The organism is Helicobacter sp. T3_23-1056, assembly GCF_053654535.1.
Genome location: NZ_JBSIUU010000036.1, coordinates 1 through 17,442, shown reverse-complemented (window position 1 = coordinate 17,442; position 17,442 = coordinate 1). Strand labels below are relative to the sequence as shown.

Genomic DNA, 17,442 nt, shown 5'->3' with positions numbered 1-17,442 from the left:
ATCTTAGTCCCCATCCCTTGCGGAGGGGGATTTTTCGTCATTGCGAGAATTTACGAAGTAAATTCGTGGCAATCCACAATGCAATAAAGACAAAATAGATTGCCACGCATTAGATTCTGCAAAAATGCAGAATCTAATTGCTCGCAATGACGGCAATACAAATTTTCACAATGACGGCATTATTCCCCCTCCCCTTGTGGAGAATTTCGCCTTTTGTCCCCCTTCCGTGCGGAGGGGGCTAGGGGGTGGGTAGATTCGTCATTGCGAGCGTGGCTTATGCCACGCGTGGCAATCTATTTTGTTTTTATCACAAAGTAGATTGCCACGCAAGTCTTGCGACTTGCTCGCAATGACGAAAGTGGAATCCTTACTTACAATTACAGAATATTCTCTTGTCATACTGAGCGTAGCGAAGTATCTCAAAACTTCAAAACTCAAACAGAGATATTTCGCCAACGCTCAATATGACAAAAACCTCCTTCATTACGAGTTTTTGACAAATCCGCTCGCAATGATAAAAATCCTTATTGGGCTAAATATTTCATAAATTATCACAATGACAAATCTACCCACCCCCTAGCCCCCTCCGCAAAGGAGGAGGGACAAGAAGTGTGCGAATCCGTAAGGGAGTGGAAAATAATGCCATTGTGAGAATTTGCATTGCCATTGCAAGATTTTACATTGTCGTCATTGCGAGCGTGGCTTATGCCACGCGTGGCAATCCATAAGCAAAAAAACATTGTCATACTGAGGTTTCGCAAGAAACCGAAGTATCTCAAGGCGTTTATTCGTCATTGCGAGCGAATTTGAAAAAATCCGCGTGGCAATCCACAATGCAATATGGACAAAATAGATTGCCACGCGTTGCGTTGCAACGCTCGCAATGACGATTTTCTTTTTTATATTGAGCGCATGAGCGCGAAATATCTCTGTTTGAGTTTTAGAAGTTTAGAGATACTTTGCTAACGCTCAATATGACAAAAATCTTTTGTGGATTGCCACGAATCTAGTCTTTTTAACAAAAGCCTAGATTCTCGCAATGATGAAAAGCGGTGTTTTGGATTGCCACGAATTTGCAATGTTTGTTCAGGTCGCAGATTCGCACAATGACGCCCACCCACTAGAATCTATATTTCATAATAAATTCAAAGCAAAATCTAAAACGGATTCTAAGCAGATTTTCTAATCGCTCACAAAATCGCAAATCACAAAAATACACTCAAAAACAACAAATACAAAATCACAAAATCACGCCCAAAAATAACAAACACAAAATCCACCCCCGCAACAAAAAAAAAAAAAAAATAACAACCCCCTATCAAAACTTCTTGCTATTGACATCTTCTAATATTTCATCAGCTATGTCATTTACGCGTTTAGCGATTTCATTGGTAGTATGGACTACTTCGACATTTTCTTGCGTTACGGATTCTAGTTGGGCGATTGTTTCATTGATTTGGCTTAGTCCTGTGGCTTGCTCGCTTATCGATTCGCTCATTTCATTTACAGACTGCACTAGGACATTGACATTTGCTTCGATTTCGCCTAGTGAGTGCCCTGTGCGCTCAGCTAGCTTTCGCACCTCATCTGCCACGACCGCAAAGCCTCTCCCGTGCTCCCCTGCCCGCGCTGCTTCGATAGCGGCATTTAGGGCTAGCAGGTTTGTCTGCTCTGCTATGTCTTTTATCACGCTTACGATGTTTTTTATGTCTTCGGCTTGTCGCGTGCATTCATCGGTTTTTTCGCTTACTGTTTGCATAGATGAGCTTATCTGCTCTACCGCGCTAGCGGATTCTTCAAGCGAAGTGGCTTGCTTTTGAGAGCGCTCAGTTAGCGATTGCATTGAGGATTCTAGCTCGCTAGATTTTCCCCCTAGCTCTTTGGCAAAGCTAGCCGAATGCTTCAACATCTCCGTGATAGAATCCCCTAGCTGATTTATATCCCTTTCGATTCCTTGTGGATTTTCTATGCGCGTGCTAAAATCATTTTTGCGATAGGCTGCAAAAGCTTGCGTGGCGTTTGATAGCTTGTGTCCTACTAGCTGTGAGAGGGTTTGACTCATCTCATTTAGCCTATCTTTTAGAGAATTAGTTTGTGGATTTGGACTGCTTAGCGTGATAGTCTTGCCAAATCGCCCCTGCTTTGCTTCATTTACCACATCTGCGACTTCTTTGACAAGCGCGGAATCTTTGTTTATGATATTTTCCGTGCGCTTTATGCCCTCATCGATTTCCCTACTCATTATGCCAAATTCATCGTGGCTTGTTAGTTTTAGCGATTTTGGGGCGTCTTTTGTCTCATAGTTTAGAAATGCAAAAAATTTATGCAACCCCTGCTGTATCGCACCAAGCGGTTTGAAAAAATGCTTAATAGCAAAAAATAGCCCTGCCCCACCAAACCCTAGCAAAAGCAGTGCAAGCACGGTTGAAGCGATAAAATTTTCATTGATAGCTTTTGTCAAATCTGATTCGTTTGCTTCTGCGGCGATTATCCAGCCAAATGGCATTTGCTCATAAAAAACGATTTTTTCAATGCCTAAAAATGTCGTATGAAATTCTCCCATCGGCTTTTTGCTAGCTTGATTTACGATTTTTTCGCCTAGTGGCTTAAATTTATCCTTGCCTATGGTGTCTAAATCCGCGTGTGAAAACACCTCCCCCACAGAATCTATAAGCAAGATTCTTAGGCTTGGCAATTCTTTTCGATAAAAATTTTTAAACCTATCTTGAAATCCGCCCACCGAAATATCCACCGCAATCACGCCCTCAAACTTACCATTGCGAAAAAATGGCATTGCCGCAGTGGCAGAGATTGTCGCTTCCATTCCCGCGACTTTTGATTCATACGGAGCGGTTACAAAAAATTTCTTTGTGTTTTTAGCAGCTTTATACCACCCTCGCGTGCGGAAGTCAAAATCCCCGTCATCTGGGAATGGCGATAGTTTGTTTATATCGCTTTTTGGCATACCTGAAATCATTTTCCCATCGCTATTTTCATACACGATAAACGCCGCGTCATATTGGACAAATTTCGCTAAATTTGCCAAAATCTTGCGCTGGGCTACAATGTCGTTTCTATCGACATTTGCTAGCAGGGCTGATAGCTCTCGCAAATGCTGTTCTGCTTCGATGCCCATTGTGATATTTATCGTAGTGAAAGATGAGTGGAGCATAAGCTGTTGCAAGCCGTTAAAAATATCCGTGGTGGATTTGGAAGTGCGCACATAATTTACCACGCTTACAATCCCTATAAGCACGACAAAAATGCCTATGACTAGAGTCAAAATCTTAGAAGCGACCGTTTTAAACATTTTCTACCCCTTGCAGTTTTGGTTTTGGAAGTTTGATTTTGGTTAAAAAATATTATAACAAAAAAAAAAAAACGCGTAAAGGATTTGGCTTATTGGCGGATTTTGGTGGGGGTTTTGTTTGCGTATTTTAGAGGTTTGTGGAAGTTTGTGGAAGTTTATATGTGGATTTTTGATTTTGATAAATAAAATCAAAAAATGCAAAAAATACTCTAAAATCTTAAAAACAAAAAAACAACAATCAAAGAAAAAAACCAAATTTTATGGATTTTTGATAGAAAATTTCTACCTGATAAAATGAGTATGTTTTTTGATAGTGATGATTTGGCATAGCACAAAATCACAAAAAAATCAACATTTAGCAAAATCAACGAAAAATTTTAAAAACGCTTTTATAAAAACGCCATATTTTTGTTAGATTTTTGCCATTTTTTTACTAGATTTTGAGTTAGATTTTGCCACGCCTTTTGAAATGAGTTGATTTTTTTAAAAATCCCAAACAAAATCTTACTTGAAAAACTTTTCAACATTTTCAACCTCATCGTAAATAAACATATTTGCAAATGCGTTTTTATGCGATTTTGCGTCATCTATCCAAATCAAAAATAAGCGACATTGCTTGAAATGCTTGATACAAATCCGTGCGGAAATGATACAAAATCCCGGGGACGATTAGGATTATCACGCAAAGTGCTATGCCGATTTTGATAGGGAATCCAAAGGAAAAAAGATTAAATTGCGAATGCGTTTTCATAATCATACCAAAGACAATGTCCGATAATAAAATAATGCCTAGCACGGGGAAAGCCATCGCAAACCCTAGCGCAAACATTCCTCCAAATGCGCGGATAATGTAGTTTATGACATTTGGCGAAAAAGCCACCTCACCTAATGGCAAAATCTTTAATGAATACGCCACAAACTGCAAGACTAAATGATGAAAATTTAGCACCAAAGCAAGCGTAAGCGCAGCGATGATAAGCACTTGAGCAATGATGGGGCGGGTGTTGCCACTGCTTGGGTCATAGGCACTCGCCATAGTCATGCCCATAGAAAAACTTATCGTATCCCCCGCGATAGCAAGAGAGCTAAACACCACTTGAAGCAACAAAGACGCCATAAATCCTAGCGCGACTTCCATAAACGCCGCATAAAGCACATCAGGTAGATTAGTAATCACCGCAGGGGAATGGGCTAATGGCAAAAATACGATTGTAAGAAAAAACGCTAAGCCTCCGCGCACGCTCACAGGCACAAGCTGGGAATCAAAAAACGGAAAAAACGCCAATATCGCGCTAAATCGCAACAGCAATAAAAAAAATGTCGTTACATTGCCATCGGTTAGGTAAGCTAAAAATTCCATAAAATCCCTTCGTGTAAGATTTTTTTAAGATTTTTACCAAAATCTGCTTAAATCAAAATCCACCAAAAAAGCAAAACACTAAAAACAACTTAGATTTTTTTTAGATTTTTTTAGTTTCTTTTGCATTGTTTTGTTTTTCGATTTTGGTGTGCGCACTCATAATGCTTAGCACCTCTTCTTCGCTCAAATGCTCTAAACTCTCATAATAATGCTCCGTGCTTACAAAATAATCCACACTATCCACGCTAATTAGCGTATCGCAATGCCGTTTTAGCAGTTCTGCGACATCGCGTGAGATGACTGGCGTTAGCACAAATATGCTTTTTGCTTTTTTTTGGATACAAGTTTTTATCGCTAGGCTCATTGTGATTCCGCTTTGCACGCCTTGGTCGATTAGAAAAATATCTTTTTGGGACAAATCGCTAAGCGTAGTTCCTTTGCGGAATTTGTAGATTCTAGGCAAAAGCACTTCCTCATAAGTCCGCCTAGCCTCGCCATAGACATAATCAAGCGTAATATCAAAACTATCAATCAATTCTTCATTTAGCACGATGTCCATATTTTCGCTCACGCTTGCGATTTCGCACTCATCATTCATCGGAGCAAAAATAGGCGCGCTAAAAAGCAAGTCAAGTTTGGATTCTAGCTTGTGTGCTAGCGAATGCGCAAAAAATAGCCCATCAAAACTCGTAGCCAAAATAAGATTTTGCTTAGAATCAATATGTTGGTTGATAAAGCAATCATACAGCTTGTCAAACGCTTCTTGGCGGTTTGCAAAAAGAAATGTTTTTTTTGTGGCTAAATGCGGGTGGATAAAGATTTGATTAGAGAGAGTTTGGCTAGGGAGATTTCCTAGTGAGTTTGCGCCCTGCTTGTTTAGCTGCTTTATGGTGTCTTTGGGGGAGATTTTTGCTTTGGCAAATGCTGTGTCTTTTTGGATTTTAGATAGATTTGCGGTGGGATTTGGCGCAGTATTTTTATCGCTTTTTTCGATTTTGTTTTTTGTGTCTTCGTTAGATTTTGCGTTTGTTTTTTCGCTACTTATTTTTTCACTACTTGTTTTTTCATTGCTCGTTTTTTGGCTATCGTTGCCAAAATCCTGCCTAAAATCCGCATTAAGATTTCGATTAAAATCTTGCATAAAATCTAGCTTAGATTCCGCGCTAGAATCTAGTGCTTTTTGGGCTGGTTTGGGAGCGGATTTGATAGTAGATTTTGCGTGTTTTTGGGCGATTTTGCTTGGCATTGTCGTTGTTCCTTTTTTTGAGAATTTTAGAGATTTTTAGGATTTTAATAGATTTTGCCAACTTTTTGCTAACTTAAAAATTTTGCCAAAATTATACCAAAATCTAAAATCTCATCGATAGCCCACTGCCACCTAGCGGGACAAAGTTAAACACTATGCGGACAAAATAATCATTTTGAACAAAAAATGGTTCTTTCTCATTATTTGTCAAAATCGGACGCCTGCGATTGACAAAGCGCAATCCTATCCCAAAACAACGCACATTTTTATAAATCCCAATATCCCAATCAAGCAAGAAGTTTTTTTCCACATCATAGCCCACTTGCGCTGATAGGGCAAAAACCCCAAAATCTTTGGATAGCACCCCTCGCAGATAATGCGCCCCTGTATTTGTCGTAAGCGTGTTGGAAGTCAAATCATATCCGCGATTTAGCCCGCCATCTTTAAAATAATACGAAATAAGTGAGCTAAAAGAGCCTACATTGTAGCTAAGGCTAGCAGAGATTTCGCTCAACGCATTGTAATAAAACGAATAAAAAAAGCTAGTAGAGATATTTAGCCCATCTATGGGGGTTAGGCTAAAGCGATTTTCTAGCGGGCGTTTGGCGATATTTTTTGTCTCTATTTTGCCATTTATGCGGTTTGATTCTAGCTCTAGCTCATCAAAATTTAGTTTTTGAAAGATTCTCCAATCAAAAATATGCCTGCCGTTATTAGTGATAAAATGTTGCGTTAGCTTCATATCTAGCGTATTTGACAAAACGCTATACGCGCTTATCCCGCTAGGGTCCCAAATATCATCATAATACCTCCACGCACCATTTATAAAAAAAGGAAAAGTATTTGCAAAATCCGCATTGATATTTTGAGATAGATTAGCATTGCTACGATTGCCTAGCCCTGCGGCTTTTATGCTAGAAAAAGCCCCGCTTATATTTCTATCAAAAAGCCCATCGGTATAAGCGACATTTGGATATGGTCCGCTAAAAAGTGTCTCAAACTGAATCGTATGAAAGATTTTGTTAAAACTACGCGATAAATCCGTATTTAGCGATAGCGAATAATTTGCCGAAAAAATATTGCCATATTTTAGTTCATTTGGGATTTGGCTAGCTTCGCTCGCTAGGGCAGTATTTGCTAGCGCGCTTCCGCCCATATAGCTATTATTTGCAGAATGCACCACTAGATTTTCGGCATAAAATTCATTCCAAAATCCAATGGATACATATTTTTTAAATAGCGAAAATTGAAAACCGATGGGGATTTTTAGCGCGTTTTCTACATAGCCATAGCCACGCGCTCTTATGGTGTTTTTCATTTGATAATCGATAGAATAAAGCAACCAATTCCAAAACAGAGAATTTGTGTATTTGTGGTATTGCAGGTTTGGGACAGACTGAAAAGTGCTAGCGTTGTTTAGCTTTGAGAGGTTTAGAAAATATTTGATATTTATCCCAAAGTAGTGATTATCACTTTGCAGGTAAAAATTTGCCTTAGAAGCGTAAGTAGCGTCATAGATTCGTTTATTTGCCTTATCGAAACGATAATAATCCAAATCGTTCATATGCACCATATTGACATAGATTCCATTATCTAGCTCGTTTTTTAGTTTAAAATATTTTTGAAATGGTTGCTTGCCTAGATGAAAAAAACGAAATCCATAAACTTCGCGGTTTTTGATATTGTATCTATCTTTGTAAGAATCAAAATTATACATATAGCCCGCTTCGGCATAAGTCCTATCATTTGCGCTATCTACAAACCTCATCTCAAACTGCCCCCCCACGCCACGCGAAGTCCTAATCTGTGGCGTGAATGTCATATCAAACCACGATTTTACAGGCACAAAATAAGGCTGGGCATAGATAAAACCCTCCGTGCTAGATGAGATAAAATAAGGCATCAAAAGCCCTGCTTTGCGGTTTAGGTTGGTATCTATCGTAAAAAATGGAAAATAAAAAATCGGCACATCGCCAATATATACGCGTGGATTCCACATAGAGATTCGCTCTTTATCGGCGTTGTATGAGCCAGAGCTAGCCTCTATACGCCATATCGGGCTTTGCACTTGACAGCCTGAAATCGTAGCTTTTTTGAAGCTATATAGATTTTGCTTGCTAGTGGCACTTGTAGCATTTACCCACATTCCGCTAGTGGTGTCTTGCAAATATAGTGGCTCTATGATTCCGTATTTGTCATCTAGCTCAAAGCTAGCAGAATGCGTCCGCACAAGCAAACTCTCCCCTCGATAGATTCTCACATCTCCGCTTGCATAGACTTTTTTGCGCTCTAAGTCGTATTTGATGACATCGGCTATGGTGTATAAATCAGGGTTTATCATCACGGCATTATTGATGGCATATACGATATTATTTTCGCTTTTTACCTCATCGGCTAGTAGCTCAAAAATGCGTTGATTGTCTTTGTCGTATTCTTTGGCGGCGGTTTTGGAAGCGGGCGTGATAGGGAGTGGCGGGGTGGATTTTGTGCTATTTTGATTTTGTGGATTTTGGTTTGTTTCATTTGCTTTATGTTCTAGCGCATTCTCGCTAAAATCTAGCCTAGATTCTCCCAAATCGCTAAAATCCTCATTAAACACATTTTGCTTTTTTTTGGATTTGATTAGCTTTGTGTATCGCTGTGGCTTTGTGTATGTTGTTTTGGATTTTTTGTATTTTTTAGATTTTGTTGCGCGTTGTGTCTTAGTTTGTATTATTTGCTTATTTGGCGTGGCGTCTTGTATTTGTCCTTGCGCGTTTCTTTGGGATTTTAGGCTTTGGGCTAGGCTTTCATCACCAAGATTAAACCCTCGCATATTTGTCGTATCAAAGCTATCTGCTAGCACATTTGCTACCAAAAAAACACCGCACAAAAGAAAAAATCTAACCCCGCAACCTTTTCTAACGCGTCCATTTCTACCAAACGCTTCCCTGCCACACCCCCTCACGCCAAACGCACAAAATCCCATCGCTAAATGCCACACCACAAAATCTATCGCTTTTTTTGGATAACGATACTTTGGCAAAGCCTATCATAAAGCGTGCGTTTAAAGCTATCGCCTAGCGCAAACACAAACGGGATATAATACACCACTTGCGAAAATTCACGCAATAGCGCACGCAAAAACGACTTGCCAACACTTGGCGAATCTAGCAAATCTATGCTTACCACTTCGATTTTGCATAAGATTTTGCCCACACTCGCTCCATACCACGCCACGAAAATCCACTGATAAACTACATCTAGCACTATCATTTGCCACAGCATAGGTCCCATAGCAAGTATGACTTGCTCTATGTCATTTGATTGCATACTTTGGCTTATGCGCTCTAAGCTCTCAAAATTTAGCAAACACACTACCAAACTCACTATCAAACTATCTATCACAAACGCCACAAACCGCCTATCAATGCCTGCTAGCTGTATATCCTCTCTATCAAGTATCTCTTGGATTTGTTCATCGTTCATTATTGTCCTTTGTGGTGGTTTTTTGTGTTTTTTTGTGTTTTGGAAAAAATGATTTTGCAAAATCTTGCTTTTGTTTGATTTTAGATTTTGCTTTGTCTTGCGTTTTTGTTTTGCAAATGTAGCAAAATCTATCGGCTTTGTATTTATCGCTATTTTGCAATGCCTTTTAACGCCTTGTTTGCAATGTCTTTGCGATAGATTGCACCTTCAAATATGATAGATTCTGCGATTTTATACGCGTTTTTTTGAGCTTTGCTTAAAGTATCTGCGATGCCTACGGCTAGGGCTACGCGCCCTCCGCTTGCTAGCATTTGGGTAGATTTTGTGCCATCTTTGCTTACACCCGCATAGCACACGCTTCCTAGATTTGTATCAAATGGCAGGATTTTGATAGGCTGTGGAGTGCTAGTGCCAAAGGGATAATTATGACTTGCTAGCACGACAGCCACGCAGTGTTTATCGCTAAATTTTACTTGCAAATTTTTTAGATTTTTTGATTCTATCGCTTCGCAAATATCAAGCAATGGCGTTTCTAGCAATGGCATAAGCACTTCGCATTCTGGGTCGCCAAAGCGGACATTAAATTCTAGCAGATATGGCTCTAGCTTTCCATTTTGCTTTACTACCATTATGCCTGCAAAAAGCACTCCACAAAAAGGCGCACCGCGTTTTTTCATACCATCTAGCGTGGGGGAGAAAATCTTAGATTTTATCTTGCCTAGTAGCTTCTCATCACAAAGTGGCGTGGGCGTGTATGCCCCCATACCGCCTGTGTTTGGTCCTTTGTCATCATCATAGAGTTGTTTATGGTCTTGGCAGGCAGGTAGCAGGACAAAATCCTCCCCATCGCAAATCCCAAATACAGATAGCTCATAGCCCTCCAAATATTCCTCCACCACCACGCATTTGCCCGCCTCCCCAAAGCTATCCCCGCACAGCATAGATTCTATCGTAGATTTTGCTTTATCGTAGCTTTGAGCGATTATCACGCCTTTGCCCGCGCATAGCCCGCTAGCTTTGACTACGATTGGTGGATTTAGCGTGCGTGCAAAATCTAGTGCCTTTTGCACATCGCTTGTTTGGATATATCGCGCAGTGGGGATTCCAAACTCGCTTAAAAAATCTTTCATAAACGCCTTTGAGCCCTCCAGCTTTGCAGCCTCTTTGCTAGGTCCAAAAGCCTTTATGCCATTTGCACGCAAATCATCGCTTAGCCCCGCTACTAGCGCATTTTCCCCGCCTATGATAACCCAATCGATTTGATTTTGTTTGCAAAAATCCACGATTTGAGCATTTTCTTTTAGCTCTATATTTTGCCCTAGATTTTGCGTGCCTGCATTGCCTTGCGCAAAGTAGATTTTCCCCACACGAAAATCTTTTTTTAAATGCTCTCCAATAGCGTATTCTCTGCCACCATTGCCGACTATGAGGATAGATTTTAAGCTAGATTTTTGGTGTGGATTTTTGGATTCTTGTTTTGCAAAATCTGTTTTATTCGCGGGATTAGATTTCGCTAGATTAGTAGATAAATTAGCAGGATTTGTAGAATCTATATTTGACATTTTTTGCCTTTTGTGGTTGATTTTATATTGTCGTTTTCGTGCAAAATCATAAACGCACCCAAATAATCGTTACTTAAACTTTGCGCAGCCCACTTTTACAAGCTACAAATAAGGTCGGAGGATTTTATCAGGCGGCAGACACTCACTTACCAAAAAGCTCCAAACGCGAATACCGACACACAAAAACCGCTACCAAAACCTAAAATACTTTGATTAACGGACTCACCAAAAAAGAAACACGAATTATCTAGGCGCAACAAAATCATTTTCATTTGACATTTCATTTTAATTGTCTAATTATAGGCTTGTTTGGTTTAATTTTGGACTACAAACATATCTAAGTTCATTAGATTTTGCAAGATTGATAAGTTTGTAGTGTTTGAAACATTTGTTATGTCTAAATTATTGTTGATTTTGTTTTTTATCTAGCCATAGCCATTGGATTATTAGCACGGCTACGCCCGCGTCTATGCAGACATCAGCGACATTAAATATCGCAAACTCAAATCCATAATGCCAATGCACAAAATCCACCACCGCGCCGTGTATAAACCTATCAATCACATTTGAAATCCCCCCGCCCATTATCAATCCTAATCCTAAAAAATACCTCCTCATCGCATCACTATTGCAAAGCAAATATAATAAAATCGCTAGCAAAAATCCCACTTGAAGCCATTTTAGGTATTCGCCTAGATTTGCTAGCATAGAAAACGCCACGCCATCATTATGCACTAGCACGATAGAAATCACTTCACTACTAAAGCGAAAACCATCTAAAATAATCCCCTTTACAAATTGGTCAATGCAAATAACCACAGCAATAATCAACATAAGTTTAAAAAACGCATAGATTTTGCTTTTTATCGGACTTTTATGTGGATATTTTGGTGGGAGATATGAAAAAAATGTCGTATTTTGAGGATTTTTCACCCTAATGCTCCTTTGAAAAAACTCTCTACTTCATTGCTTAGATTGTCTATTGATTCTACGCTTTTGCCCTCTAGCAACACGCGCAATTTATTTTCTGTGCCAGAGTAGCGGATAAGGGGACGCAAATTTGCCTTTGTGATTTTCTCATATAATTGTTTATAGCCGTTTAATGATTCTAGCGGTGGTTTTGAAGCGACTTTGATATTTAACAATTTTTGTGGATATAGCTCAAAGGGGCGTAAGATTTTGTGAGATTTTCCCTTTGAGCGCAAAATAAGTGCCATTACTTGTATCGCGCTTAGTAGCCCATCTCCTGTGGTGGAATAATCACTAAAAATAATATGCCCACTTTGCTCCCCGCCAAAATTTGTGTGATATTTTTTCATCGCATCAAATACATATTTATCTCCCACCCCACACCTCTTTAGCTCGATATTATGCGATTTTAGGTATTCTTCTAGTGCTAGATTGCTCATTTGCGTTGCGATTATCGTAGGGCTATTTAGCTCGTTTATAGAGTGCAAATAAAACGCAAGCGCACCGATTAGATTGTCCCCATCGATGATGCCTCCTTTGTCATCGACTACCACTAGCCTATCAGCATCGCCATCAAGCCCAAAACCAATATCCCCACGATATTGCAAAATCGCCTTTGCTAGATTTTGTGGGTGCATAGCCCCGCATTGCTCGTTAATATTAAATCCATTTGGCTCATTATTTAGCACGATGACATCTGCGCCTAGCTCACGGAAAATCGTAGGCGCGACTTTATACGCCGCACCATTAGCGCAATCTAGCACGATTCTAAGCCCTTGCAGGGTTAGTTCTTTTGGAAAGGCATTTTTGATATGCACGATATATCGCCCGATGACATCATCTATGCGCTTTGAGCTACCGATTTGTCTGCCTTTTTTATAGGCATTATTTACAAGATTTGATGAGTGGAAAATCTCTTCAATCTTAGATTCTGCCCTCTCATCTAACTTATGCCCAAATCTATCAAAAAATTTGATTCCATTATCTTCATAAGGATTGTGGCTAGCCGAAATCATTATCCCCGCATCACAGCGCATATCAGCCGTGAGAAATGCGATAGCAGGCGTAGGCATAGGACCTACCTGTATGACATCATATCCCACGCTTGTTAGCGCGCTAACTAGGGCATTTTCTATCATATAGCCACTTCGGCGCGTATCTTTGCCGACTAAGATTTTATTGCTTAGAGGGATTTTATGCTCACCTTTCGAGTCTTTAGAATTTTGATTGTGAAAATATAGCCCCGCTGCTATGCCAAGTCGCAAACAAAGGCTAGGCGTGATGACCCCTCCTGCTTCGCCACGCACGCCATCAGTGCCAAATACCTTTTTGTGAAAATTTTCTTTGTTATCGTTTGGATTTTCGTTGAGGGGGTTTGCTTGCTTTGCTATTTTTGCCACTTTTGCTCCTTAGATTTTGCCTTTTTTGTTTATTGCTATGTGTCTTTGTGATTTATATTTAGAATCTTACACTATTTTTGCTACGATTTTTGAAATGTTTTTTAGTCAATTAAACTCATTTTAATCAAAACTGCTGTAAAATACGCGACTTAATTTTCACTCCAAAAGGACAATATTATGGCAAACCATAAATCCGCAGAAAAACGAATCCGTCAGACACAGACACGCACCTTGCGCAATCGCTACTATCGCACCAGAATCAAAAATATCATAAAATCCGTGCGAGAGGGCATAGCTAGCAAAGACATCACAAAAGCCCAAGAGGCGTTTAAAGTGGCAAACAAAGAGCTACATAAATTTGTCTCAAAAGGCATTTTGAAAAAAAATACCGCCGCTAGAAAAGTCAGCCGACTAAATAGCGCAATCAAAAAACTTAGCGCGTAAGCCACCATATCCACGACAATCGCTAGAGCGCGAATGCGCAAAATGCAGAATCTTATATTAGAGACATTCTAAATGCTACTTGACAAGCTAAAACCCATCATAAAACGCTATGAGGAAATAAGCCAAAAGTTAGCGGATTCTGCAAGCATAAGCGATGTCAAACTACTAACCGAGCTTAGCAAAGAGCAATCCTCCATAGAAGAAATCACCCAAAAAGCAAAATCCTACATCGCCACCCTAGAATCTATCAGCCAAAACAAAGCACTGCTAGATGACAAAGAGCTAGGCGAACTCGCCAAAGATGAGCTAAAATCGCTAGAAAGCGCAAAAGAGCAATTAGAATCCCAAATCAAAATCCTGCTAATCCCCAAAGACCCCAATGGTAATAAAAATGTATTTTTAGAAATCCGCGCAGGCACGGGAGGCGATGAAGCGGGAATCTTCGTGGGCGACTTGTTTAAGGCGTATTGTCGCTATGCTGATTTACGCAAATGGAAAGTCGAAATCATAAGCTCAAGCGAAAATAATGTCGGTGGCTACAAAGAAGTCATCGCGCTGATTAAGGGCGAGGGCGTGTATGGCAGGCTAAAATTTGAGGGCGGGACGCATCGCGTGCAACGCGTCCCCGAGACAGAATCTCAAGGGCGTATCCACACCTCTGCCGTAACGATTGCCATAATGCCCGAAGTCGATGATGTGGAGGTAAATATCAACCCAAATGACTTAAAAATCGATGTATTCCGCAGTGGTGGGCACGGCGGACAAAGTGTCAATACCACAGATTCGGCGGTGCGCGTAACGCATATCCCCACAGGGATTTCTGTCTCTATGCAAGATGAAAAATCCCAGCACAAAAACAAAGACAAAGCATTAAAGATTTTAAAAGCGCGAATCTATGAAATGGAGCTAGAAAACAAAGCAAAAGCAGAGGGCGCAAACCGCAAAGAGCAAGTCGGTAGTGGCGATAGGAGCGAGCGAATCCGCACTTACAACTACCCGCAAAACCGCCTAACCGACCATAGAATTAACCTTACGCTGTATAGTTTGGAGGAGATTATGCTCTCTGGCAATTTGGATTCTGTCATCGACCCGCTTATCACCCACGCCCAAAGCGAAGCGATGAGCGGAGAATAGAGGGCTTATATGCCCACAAAAATAGCACAAAATCTAATACAATTTCGTTTTGCAAAACAACACAAACGCACAAAACTCACGCTAACGATAAAAGGTATGGATTGCAAAAGATTTTGCAATTTTTAAGAAAATTACAAAATCTTTGCGCAAGATTCTCACAATGACAAAACCACCCATTAACGCACATCACACTAAGGGAAGCGGGGGGCAAAACCCACCCCAAATTCCTCCCACAAGCGAGGGGTTTTGGGCGGGTATCTTTGGACTACACCGCCGTCATTGTGAGTGGATTTGTAAAAAATCCGAGTGGCAATGAGAGAATTTCCACCTCCCTTGCGGAGGGGGATTAAGGGGGTGGGTGTCATTGCGAGAATCTAGGCTTTTGTTAAAAAGACTAGATTCGTGGCAATCCACAAAAGATTTTTGTCATATTGAGCGCAAGCGAAATATCTCATCATTGCGAGCAACGACTCTACTTTTGTCATTGCGAGCGTTGCAACGCAACGCGTGGCAATCTATAACAAATTTTGTCATACTTAAGCAAAACGAAGTATCTATAAACTTCAAAACTCAAACAGAGATATTTCGCGCTCAATATGACAAGCCAAAAACGAAGCCTCAATATGACAAAGAAACTTCCGTCATTACGGACAAGGATTCTGCTTCTGTCATTGCGAGCAAGTCGCAAGACTTGCGTGGCAATCTACGCTCGCGCAGTCATTGCGAGCGAACGCAGTGAGTGTAGCAATCTAAAAGACAATACAGAAGCAATAGATTGCCACGCATTAGATTCTGCACAAATGCAAAAATCTAATCGCTCGCAATGACGGCAATGCAAATTTGTCCAATGATAAAAACACAACAGATTTTTATAAAAAACCACTTACAGATTTTTCTAACAATACAAAAAACATTTCCACCATATTTCCCACATAATGCTTCATAAAAACCCCCTCATTTTTCGCTCATTTTTGTGCCGTTTTTTTTTTTTTGTAAAAATCACAAATTTTTTGCATTTTTTCACTATGTTTTAAAATATTTAAGGGTTGTTTAAGAAAGATTTAACTAACATTTACGCACTATTTACTTTTAGCAAAATCTAAAGGATTTTTGCGAAGTTTTTAGATGTAGCTTTTAAAGGCAGGTTTTTTTAACCCAAGTTTTTAAATGCAAGTTTAAAAACGCAGGGTTTAAAAAGTGCATAACGCAGGGGTTAAAAACAATTTTTGGCATAGTTTTCACGCCAATGTTGCAAAAATGTTGCTAAATGTTGCAAAACCTTGCAAATAAACCTTGCAAACAAAACTTCAAAAAAACTTTGTAGATTTTGGGGTAGATAGATAAAATCCAAAAAAACCTTAAGGCTTTGACAAAGCGTCAAAATCTAAGGAAAATCCTAAGGAGACACGATGAAAAACACAAGGACAAACACAATGGCTTCAAAGCAAGTCGCGCTTAGCAATAGCGCAAAAACGAGAGAGAGAGAGAGAGAGAGAGAGAGTAACTCCGCGCTAAATCTTTCTAGCTCCAAATCGTCAAATTGCAAGACTTACAAAGAAACTTCTGTCATTGTAGGCAATGATTCCACTTCCGTCATTGTAAGCAAGGATTCTGCTTTCGTCATTGCGAGCAAGTCGCAAGACTTGCGTGGCAATCTACATTTTAATATAGACAAAGTAGATTGCCACGCAAATGCTGTCGCATTTGCTCGCAATGACACCCACCACCAAACCCCCTCCGCAAGGGAGGGGGTTTATTTGGATTGCCACGCGGATTTTTACAAATCCGCTCGCAATGACGGCATTATTTCCCCCTCCCTTGCGGAGGGGGCTAAGGGGTGGGTTTCTTTGGATTCCACCGCCGACATTATAAGCAAGGATTCTACTTCTGTCATTGCGAGCAAAAAGAGCGTAAGCGAATTTTTGCGTGGCAATCTATATCCACAAAGTGCAAAACACGCTTTTGACAAACATAATAAAATAGATTGCCACGATTCTACGCTGCGCGCAGAATCTCGCAATGACAAAAAAGCAACCCCAACGCCCAAAAAACGCCTAGCCCTTTCCTTAGCCACAAGTGCGATTCTAGCTAGCATTAGCATAGATACTGCGGTGGCGTGGTGTGGAGTAGGTGGTAGTGGCGGGACTTTTTACAAATCCAATACCCTACTTTGCTATGGCTCTGAAAATGTCGCGCAACTCGCACGATATACCAATACAAATAGTGCTAATGGCTGGTGGGGAGGAGCTGGGGCTGCTATCTACTACTTAGATTTAGGCACAGGCTCTCAAAGGCTAAATATCAGCGGTGGTGGCACACCCATAAAGATGGAAAATCAGCTACGCACCGTCCGTATAGGAAATGTAAATGCTGGCTCTCTAACGCTACAAGCTACATTAAGCGGTTCTAATCTACAAAGCACAGGCACAGCAAACATATCATCACTTATTCTAAACACTGCCAATGGTGGTGGCTGGAACTCTATCCACATAGGAAATAGCTCAAATATCGGTAGCCTCACACTCCCTACTTCTGCTACTACTCTTATA

General features: G+C 40.3%; 20 protein-coding genes. 8 read left to right on the top strand and 12 right to left on the bottom strand.

Going from position 1 to position 17,442, the window contains the following annotated elements; translation table 11 throughout:
* The first annotated feature begins 124 nt into the window (after nt 1-124).
* Nucleotides 125-253, top strand: a complete 129-nt coding sequence (locus tag ACWIUO_RS12550) for a hypothetical protein (RefSeq protein ID WP_454178229.1) — start codon at nt 125-127, stop codon at nt 251-253.
* A gap of 105 nt (nt 254-358) precedes the next feature.
* A complete protein-coding gene (locus ACWIUO_RS12545) occupies nt 359-547 on the top strand; it encodes a hypothetical protein (protein WP_454178228.1) in 189 nt (62 codons plus the stop codon).
* Between the two features lie 4 nt (nt 548-551).
* Here ACWIUO_RS12545 and ACWIUO_RS12540 read toward each other — a convergent pair whose 3' ends face one another.
* Nucleotides 552-746 (bottom strand): hypothetical protein, encoded by a 195-nt coding sequence (locus tag ACWIUO_RS12540; RefSeq protein WP_454178227.1) that lies wholly within the window; start codon nt 744-746, stop codon nt 552-554.
* A gap of 293 nt (nt 747-1,039) precedes the next feature.
* Here ACWIUO_RS12540 and ACWIUO_RS12535 point away from each other — a divergent pair, with 293 nt between their 5' ends.
* Complete coding sequence (locus ACWIUO_RS12535) at nt 1,040-1,186, top strand: hypothetical protein (RefSeq protein WP_454178226.1); 147 nt, start codon at nt 1,040-1,042, stop codon at nt 1,184-1,186.
* Between the two features lie 132 nt (nt 1,187-1,318).
* On the opposite strand, the gene ACWIUO_RS12530 is transcribed toward ACWIUO_RS12535, so the two are convergent.
* The 10 genes from ACWIUO_RS12530 to glmM form a co-directional block, all read right to left on the bottom strand.
* Nucleotides 1,319-3,310, bottom strand: coding sequence for a methyl-accepting chemotaxis protein (locus tag ACWIUO_RS12530; protein ID WP_454178225.1), 1,992 nt, complete (start codon nt 3,308-3,310; stop codon nt 1,319-1,321).
* A gap of 389 nt (nt 3,311-3,699) precedes the next feature.
* Nucleotides 3,700-3,837 carry a hypothetical protein gene (locus ACWIUO_RS12525; RefSeq protein WP_454178224.1) on the bottom strand — a complete coding sequence of 46 codons (138 nt, stop codon included), beginning with the start codon at nt 3,835-3,837 and terminating at the stop codon, nt 3,700-3,702.
* Between the two features lie 56 nt (nt 3,838-3,893).
* Entirely contained in the window at nt 3,894-4,670 is a 777-nt protein-coding gene (fliR, locus tag ACWIUO_RS12520) for a flagellar biosynthetic protein FliR (RefSeq protein WP_454178223.1), read from the bottom strand.
* 100 nt (nt 4,671-4,770) lie between these two features.
* Nucleotides 4,771-5,916 carry a hypothetical protein gene (locus ACWIUO_RS12515; protein WP_454178222.1) on the bottom strand — a complete coding sequence of 382 codons (1,146 nt, stop codon included), beginning with the start codon at nt 5,914-5,916 and terminating at the stop codon, nt 4,771-4,773.
* 103 nt (nt 5,917-6,019) lie between these two features.
* Nucleotides 6,020-8,941 (bottom strand): LPS-assembly protein LptD, encoded by a 2,922-nt coding sequence (locus ACWIUO_RS12510; RefSeq protein ID WP_454178221.1) that lies wholly within the window; start codon nt 8,939-8,941, stop codon nt 6,020-6,022.
* On the bottom strand, nt 8,908-9,384 hold the full coding sequence (locus tag ACWIUO_RS12505) for an RDD family protein (protein ID WP_454178220.1): 477 nt from the start codon (nt 9,382-9,384) through the stop codon (nt 8,908-8,910). The genes ACWIUO_RS12510 and ACWIUO_RS12505 overlap by 34 nt, the downstream gene beginning before the upstream one ends.
* Entirely contained in the window at nt 9,374-9,544 is a 171-nt protein-coding gene (locus ACWIUO_RS12500; RefSeq protein ID WP_454178219.1) for a hypothetical protein, read from the bottom strand. Before ACWIUO_RS12500 ends, ACWIUO_RS12505 begins: the two co-directional genes overlap by 11 nt.
* Nucleotides 9,534-10,946, bottom strand: a complete 1,413-nt coding sequence (purD, locus tag ACWIUO_RS12495) for a phosphoribosylamine--glycine ligase (RefSeq protein WP_454178218.1) — start codon at nt 10,944-10,946, stop codon at nt 9,534-9,536. Before purD ends, ACWIUO_RS12500 begins: the two co-directional genes overlap by 11 nt.
* A gap of 402 nt (nt 10,947-11,348) precedes the next feature.
* Nucleotides 11,349-11,879 carry a signal peptidase II gene (gene lspA / locus ACWIUO_RS12490; RefSeq protein WP_454178217.1) on the bottom strand — a complete coding sequence of 177 codons (531 nt, stop codon included), beginning with the start codon at nt 11,877-11,879 and terminating at the stop codon, nt 11,349-11,351.
* Nucleotides 11,876-13,315: a phosphoglucosamine mutase gene (gene glmM, locus ACWIUO_RS12485; protein ID WP_454178216.1), complete on the bottom strand. Its 1,440-nt coding sequence runs from the start codon at nt 13,313-13,315 to the stop codon at nt 11,876-11,878. Before glmM ends, lspA begins: the two co-directional genes overlap by 4 nt.
* A gap of 177 nt (nt 13,316-13,492) precedes the next feature.
* On the opposite strand from glmM, the gene rpsT reads away from it, so the two are divergent.
* Both rpsT and prfA read left to right on the top strand, forming a co-directional pair.
* Nucleotides 13,493-13,759, top strand: a complete 267-nt coding sequence (gene rpsT, locus ACWIUO_RS12480; RefSeq protein WP_454172550.1) for a 30S ribosomal protein S20 — start codon at nt 13,493-13,495, stop codon at nt 13,757-13,759.
* Between the two features lie 72 nt (nt 13,760-13,831).
* Nucleotides 13,832-14,893, top strand: coding sequence for a peptide chain release factor 1 (gene prfA, locus ACWIUO_RS12475; protein WP_454178215.1), 1,062 nt, complete (start codon nt 13,832-13,834; stop codon nt 14,891-14,893).
* Nucleotides 14,894-15,084: 191 nt separating this feature from the next.
* On the opposite strand, the gene ACWIUO_RS12470 is transcribed toward prfA, so the two are convergent.
* Nucleotides 15,085-15,258, bottom strand: a complete 174-nt coding sequence (locus tag ACWIUO_RS12470; protein WP_454178214.1) for a hypothetical protein — start codon at nt 15,256-15,258, stop codon at nt 15,085-15,087.
* Here ACWIUO_RS12470 and ACWIUO_RS12465 point away from each other — a divergent pair.
* From ACWIUO_RS12465 to ACWIUO_RS12455, 3 genes are all read left to right on the top strand, one after another.
* A complete protein-coding gene (locus ACWIUO_RS12465; protein WP_454178213.1) occupies nt 15,252-15,632 on the top strand; it encodes a hypothetical protein in 381 nt (126 codons plus the stop codon). The two genes, ACWIUO_RS12470 and ACWIUO_RS12465, sit on opposite strands and share 7 nt — an antisense overlap.
* Entirely contained in the window at nt 15,589-15,720 is a 132-nt protein-coding gene (locus ACWIUO_RS12460) for a hypothetical protein (protein WP_454178212.1), read from the top strand. Before ACWIUO_RS12465 ends, ACWIUO_RS12460 begins: the two co-directional genes overlap by 44 nt.
* Before the next feature lie 582 nt (nt 15,721-16,302).
* On the top strand, nt 16,303-17,442 hold a 1,140-nt coding region (locus ACWIUO_RS12455), incomplete at its 3' end, for a hypothetical protein (protein WP_454178211.1).

Bases quoted from the DNA above. Each gene is read 5' to 3' on its own strand.
- ACWIUO_RS12550 (WP_454178229.1), top strand. From the start codon at position 125: ATGCAGAATCTAATTGCTCGCAATGACGGCAATACAAATTTTCACAAT.
- ACWIUO_RS12540 (WP_454178227.1), bottom strand. From the start codon at position 746: ATGACAATGTTTTTTTGCTTATGGATTGCCACGCGTGGCATAAGCCAC.
- ACWIUO_RS12535 (WP_454178226.1), top strand. From the start codon at position 1,040: ATGATGAAAAGCGGTGTTTTGGATTGCCACGAATTTGCAATGTTTGTT.
- ACWIUO_RS12530 (WP_454178225.1), bottom strand. From the start codon at position 3,310: ATGTTTAAAACGGTCGCTTCTAAGATTTTGACTCTAGTCATAGGCATT.
- ACWIUO_RS12525 (WP_454178224.1), bottom strand. From the start codon at position 3,837: ATGTTGAAAAGTTTTTCAAGTAAGATTTTGTTTGGGATTTTTAAAAAA.
- fliR (WP_454178223.1), bottom strand. From the start codon at position 4,670: ATGGAATTTTTAGCTTACCTAACCGATGGCAATGTAACGACATTTTTT.
- ACWIUO_RS12515 (WP_454178222.1), bottom strand. From the start codon at position 5,916: ATGCCAAGCAAAATCGCCCAAAAACACGCAAAATCTACTATCAAATCC.
- ACWIUO_RS12505 (WP_454178220.1), bottom strand. From the start codon at position 9,384: ATGAACGATGAACAAATCCAAGAGATACTTGATAGAGAGGATATACAG.
- purD (WP_454178218.1), bottom strand. From the start codon at position 10,946: ATGTCAAATATAGATTCTACAAATCCTGCTAATTTATCTACTAATCTA.
- rpsT (WP_454172550.1), top strand. From the start codon at position 13,493: ATGGCAAACCATAAATCCGCAGAAAAACGAATCCGTCAGACACAGACA.
- prfA (WP_454178215.1), top strand. From the start codon at position 13,832: ATGCTACTTGACAAGCTAAAACCCATCATAAAACGCTATGAGGAAATA.
- ACWIUO_RS12470 (WP_454178214.1), bottom strand. From the start codon at position 15,258: ATGACACCCACCCCCTTAATCCCCCTCCGCAAGGGAGGTGGAAATTCT.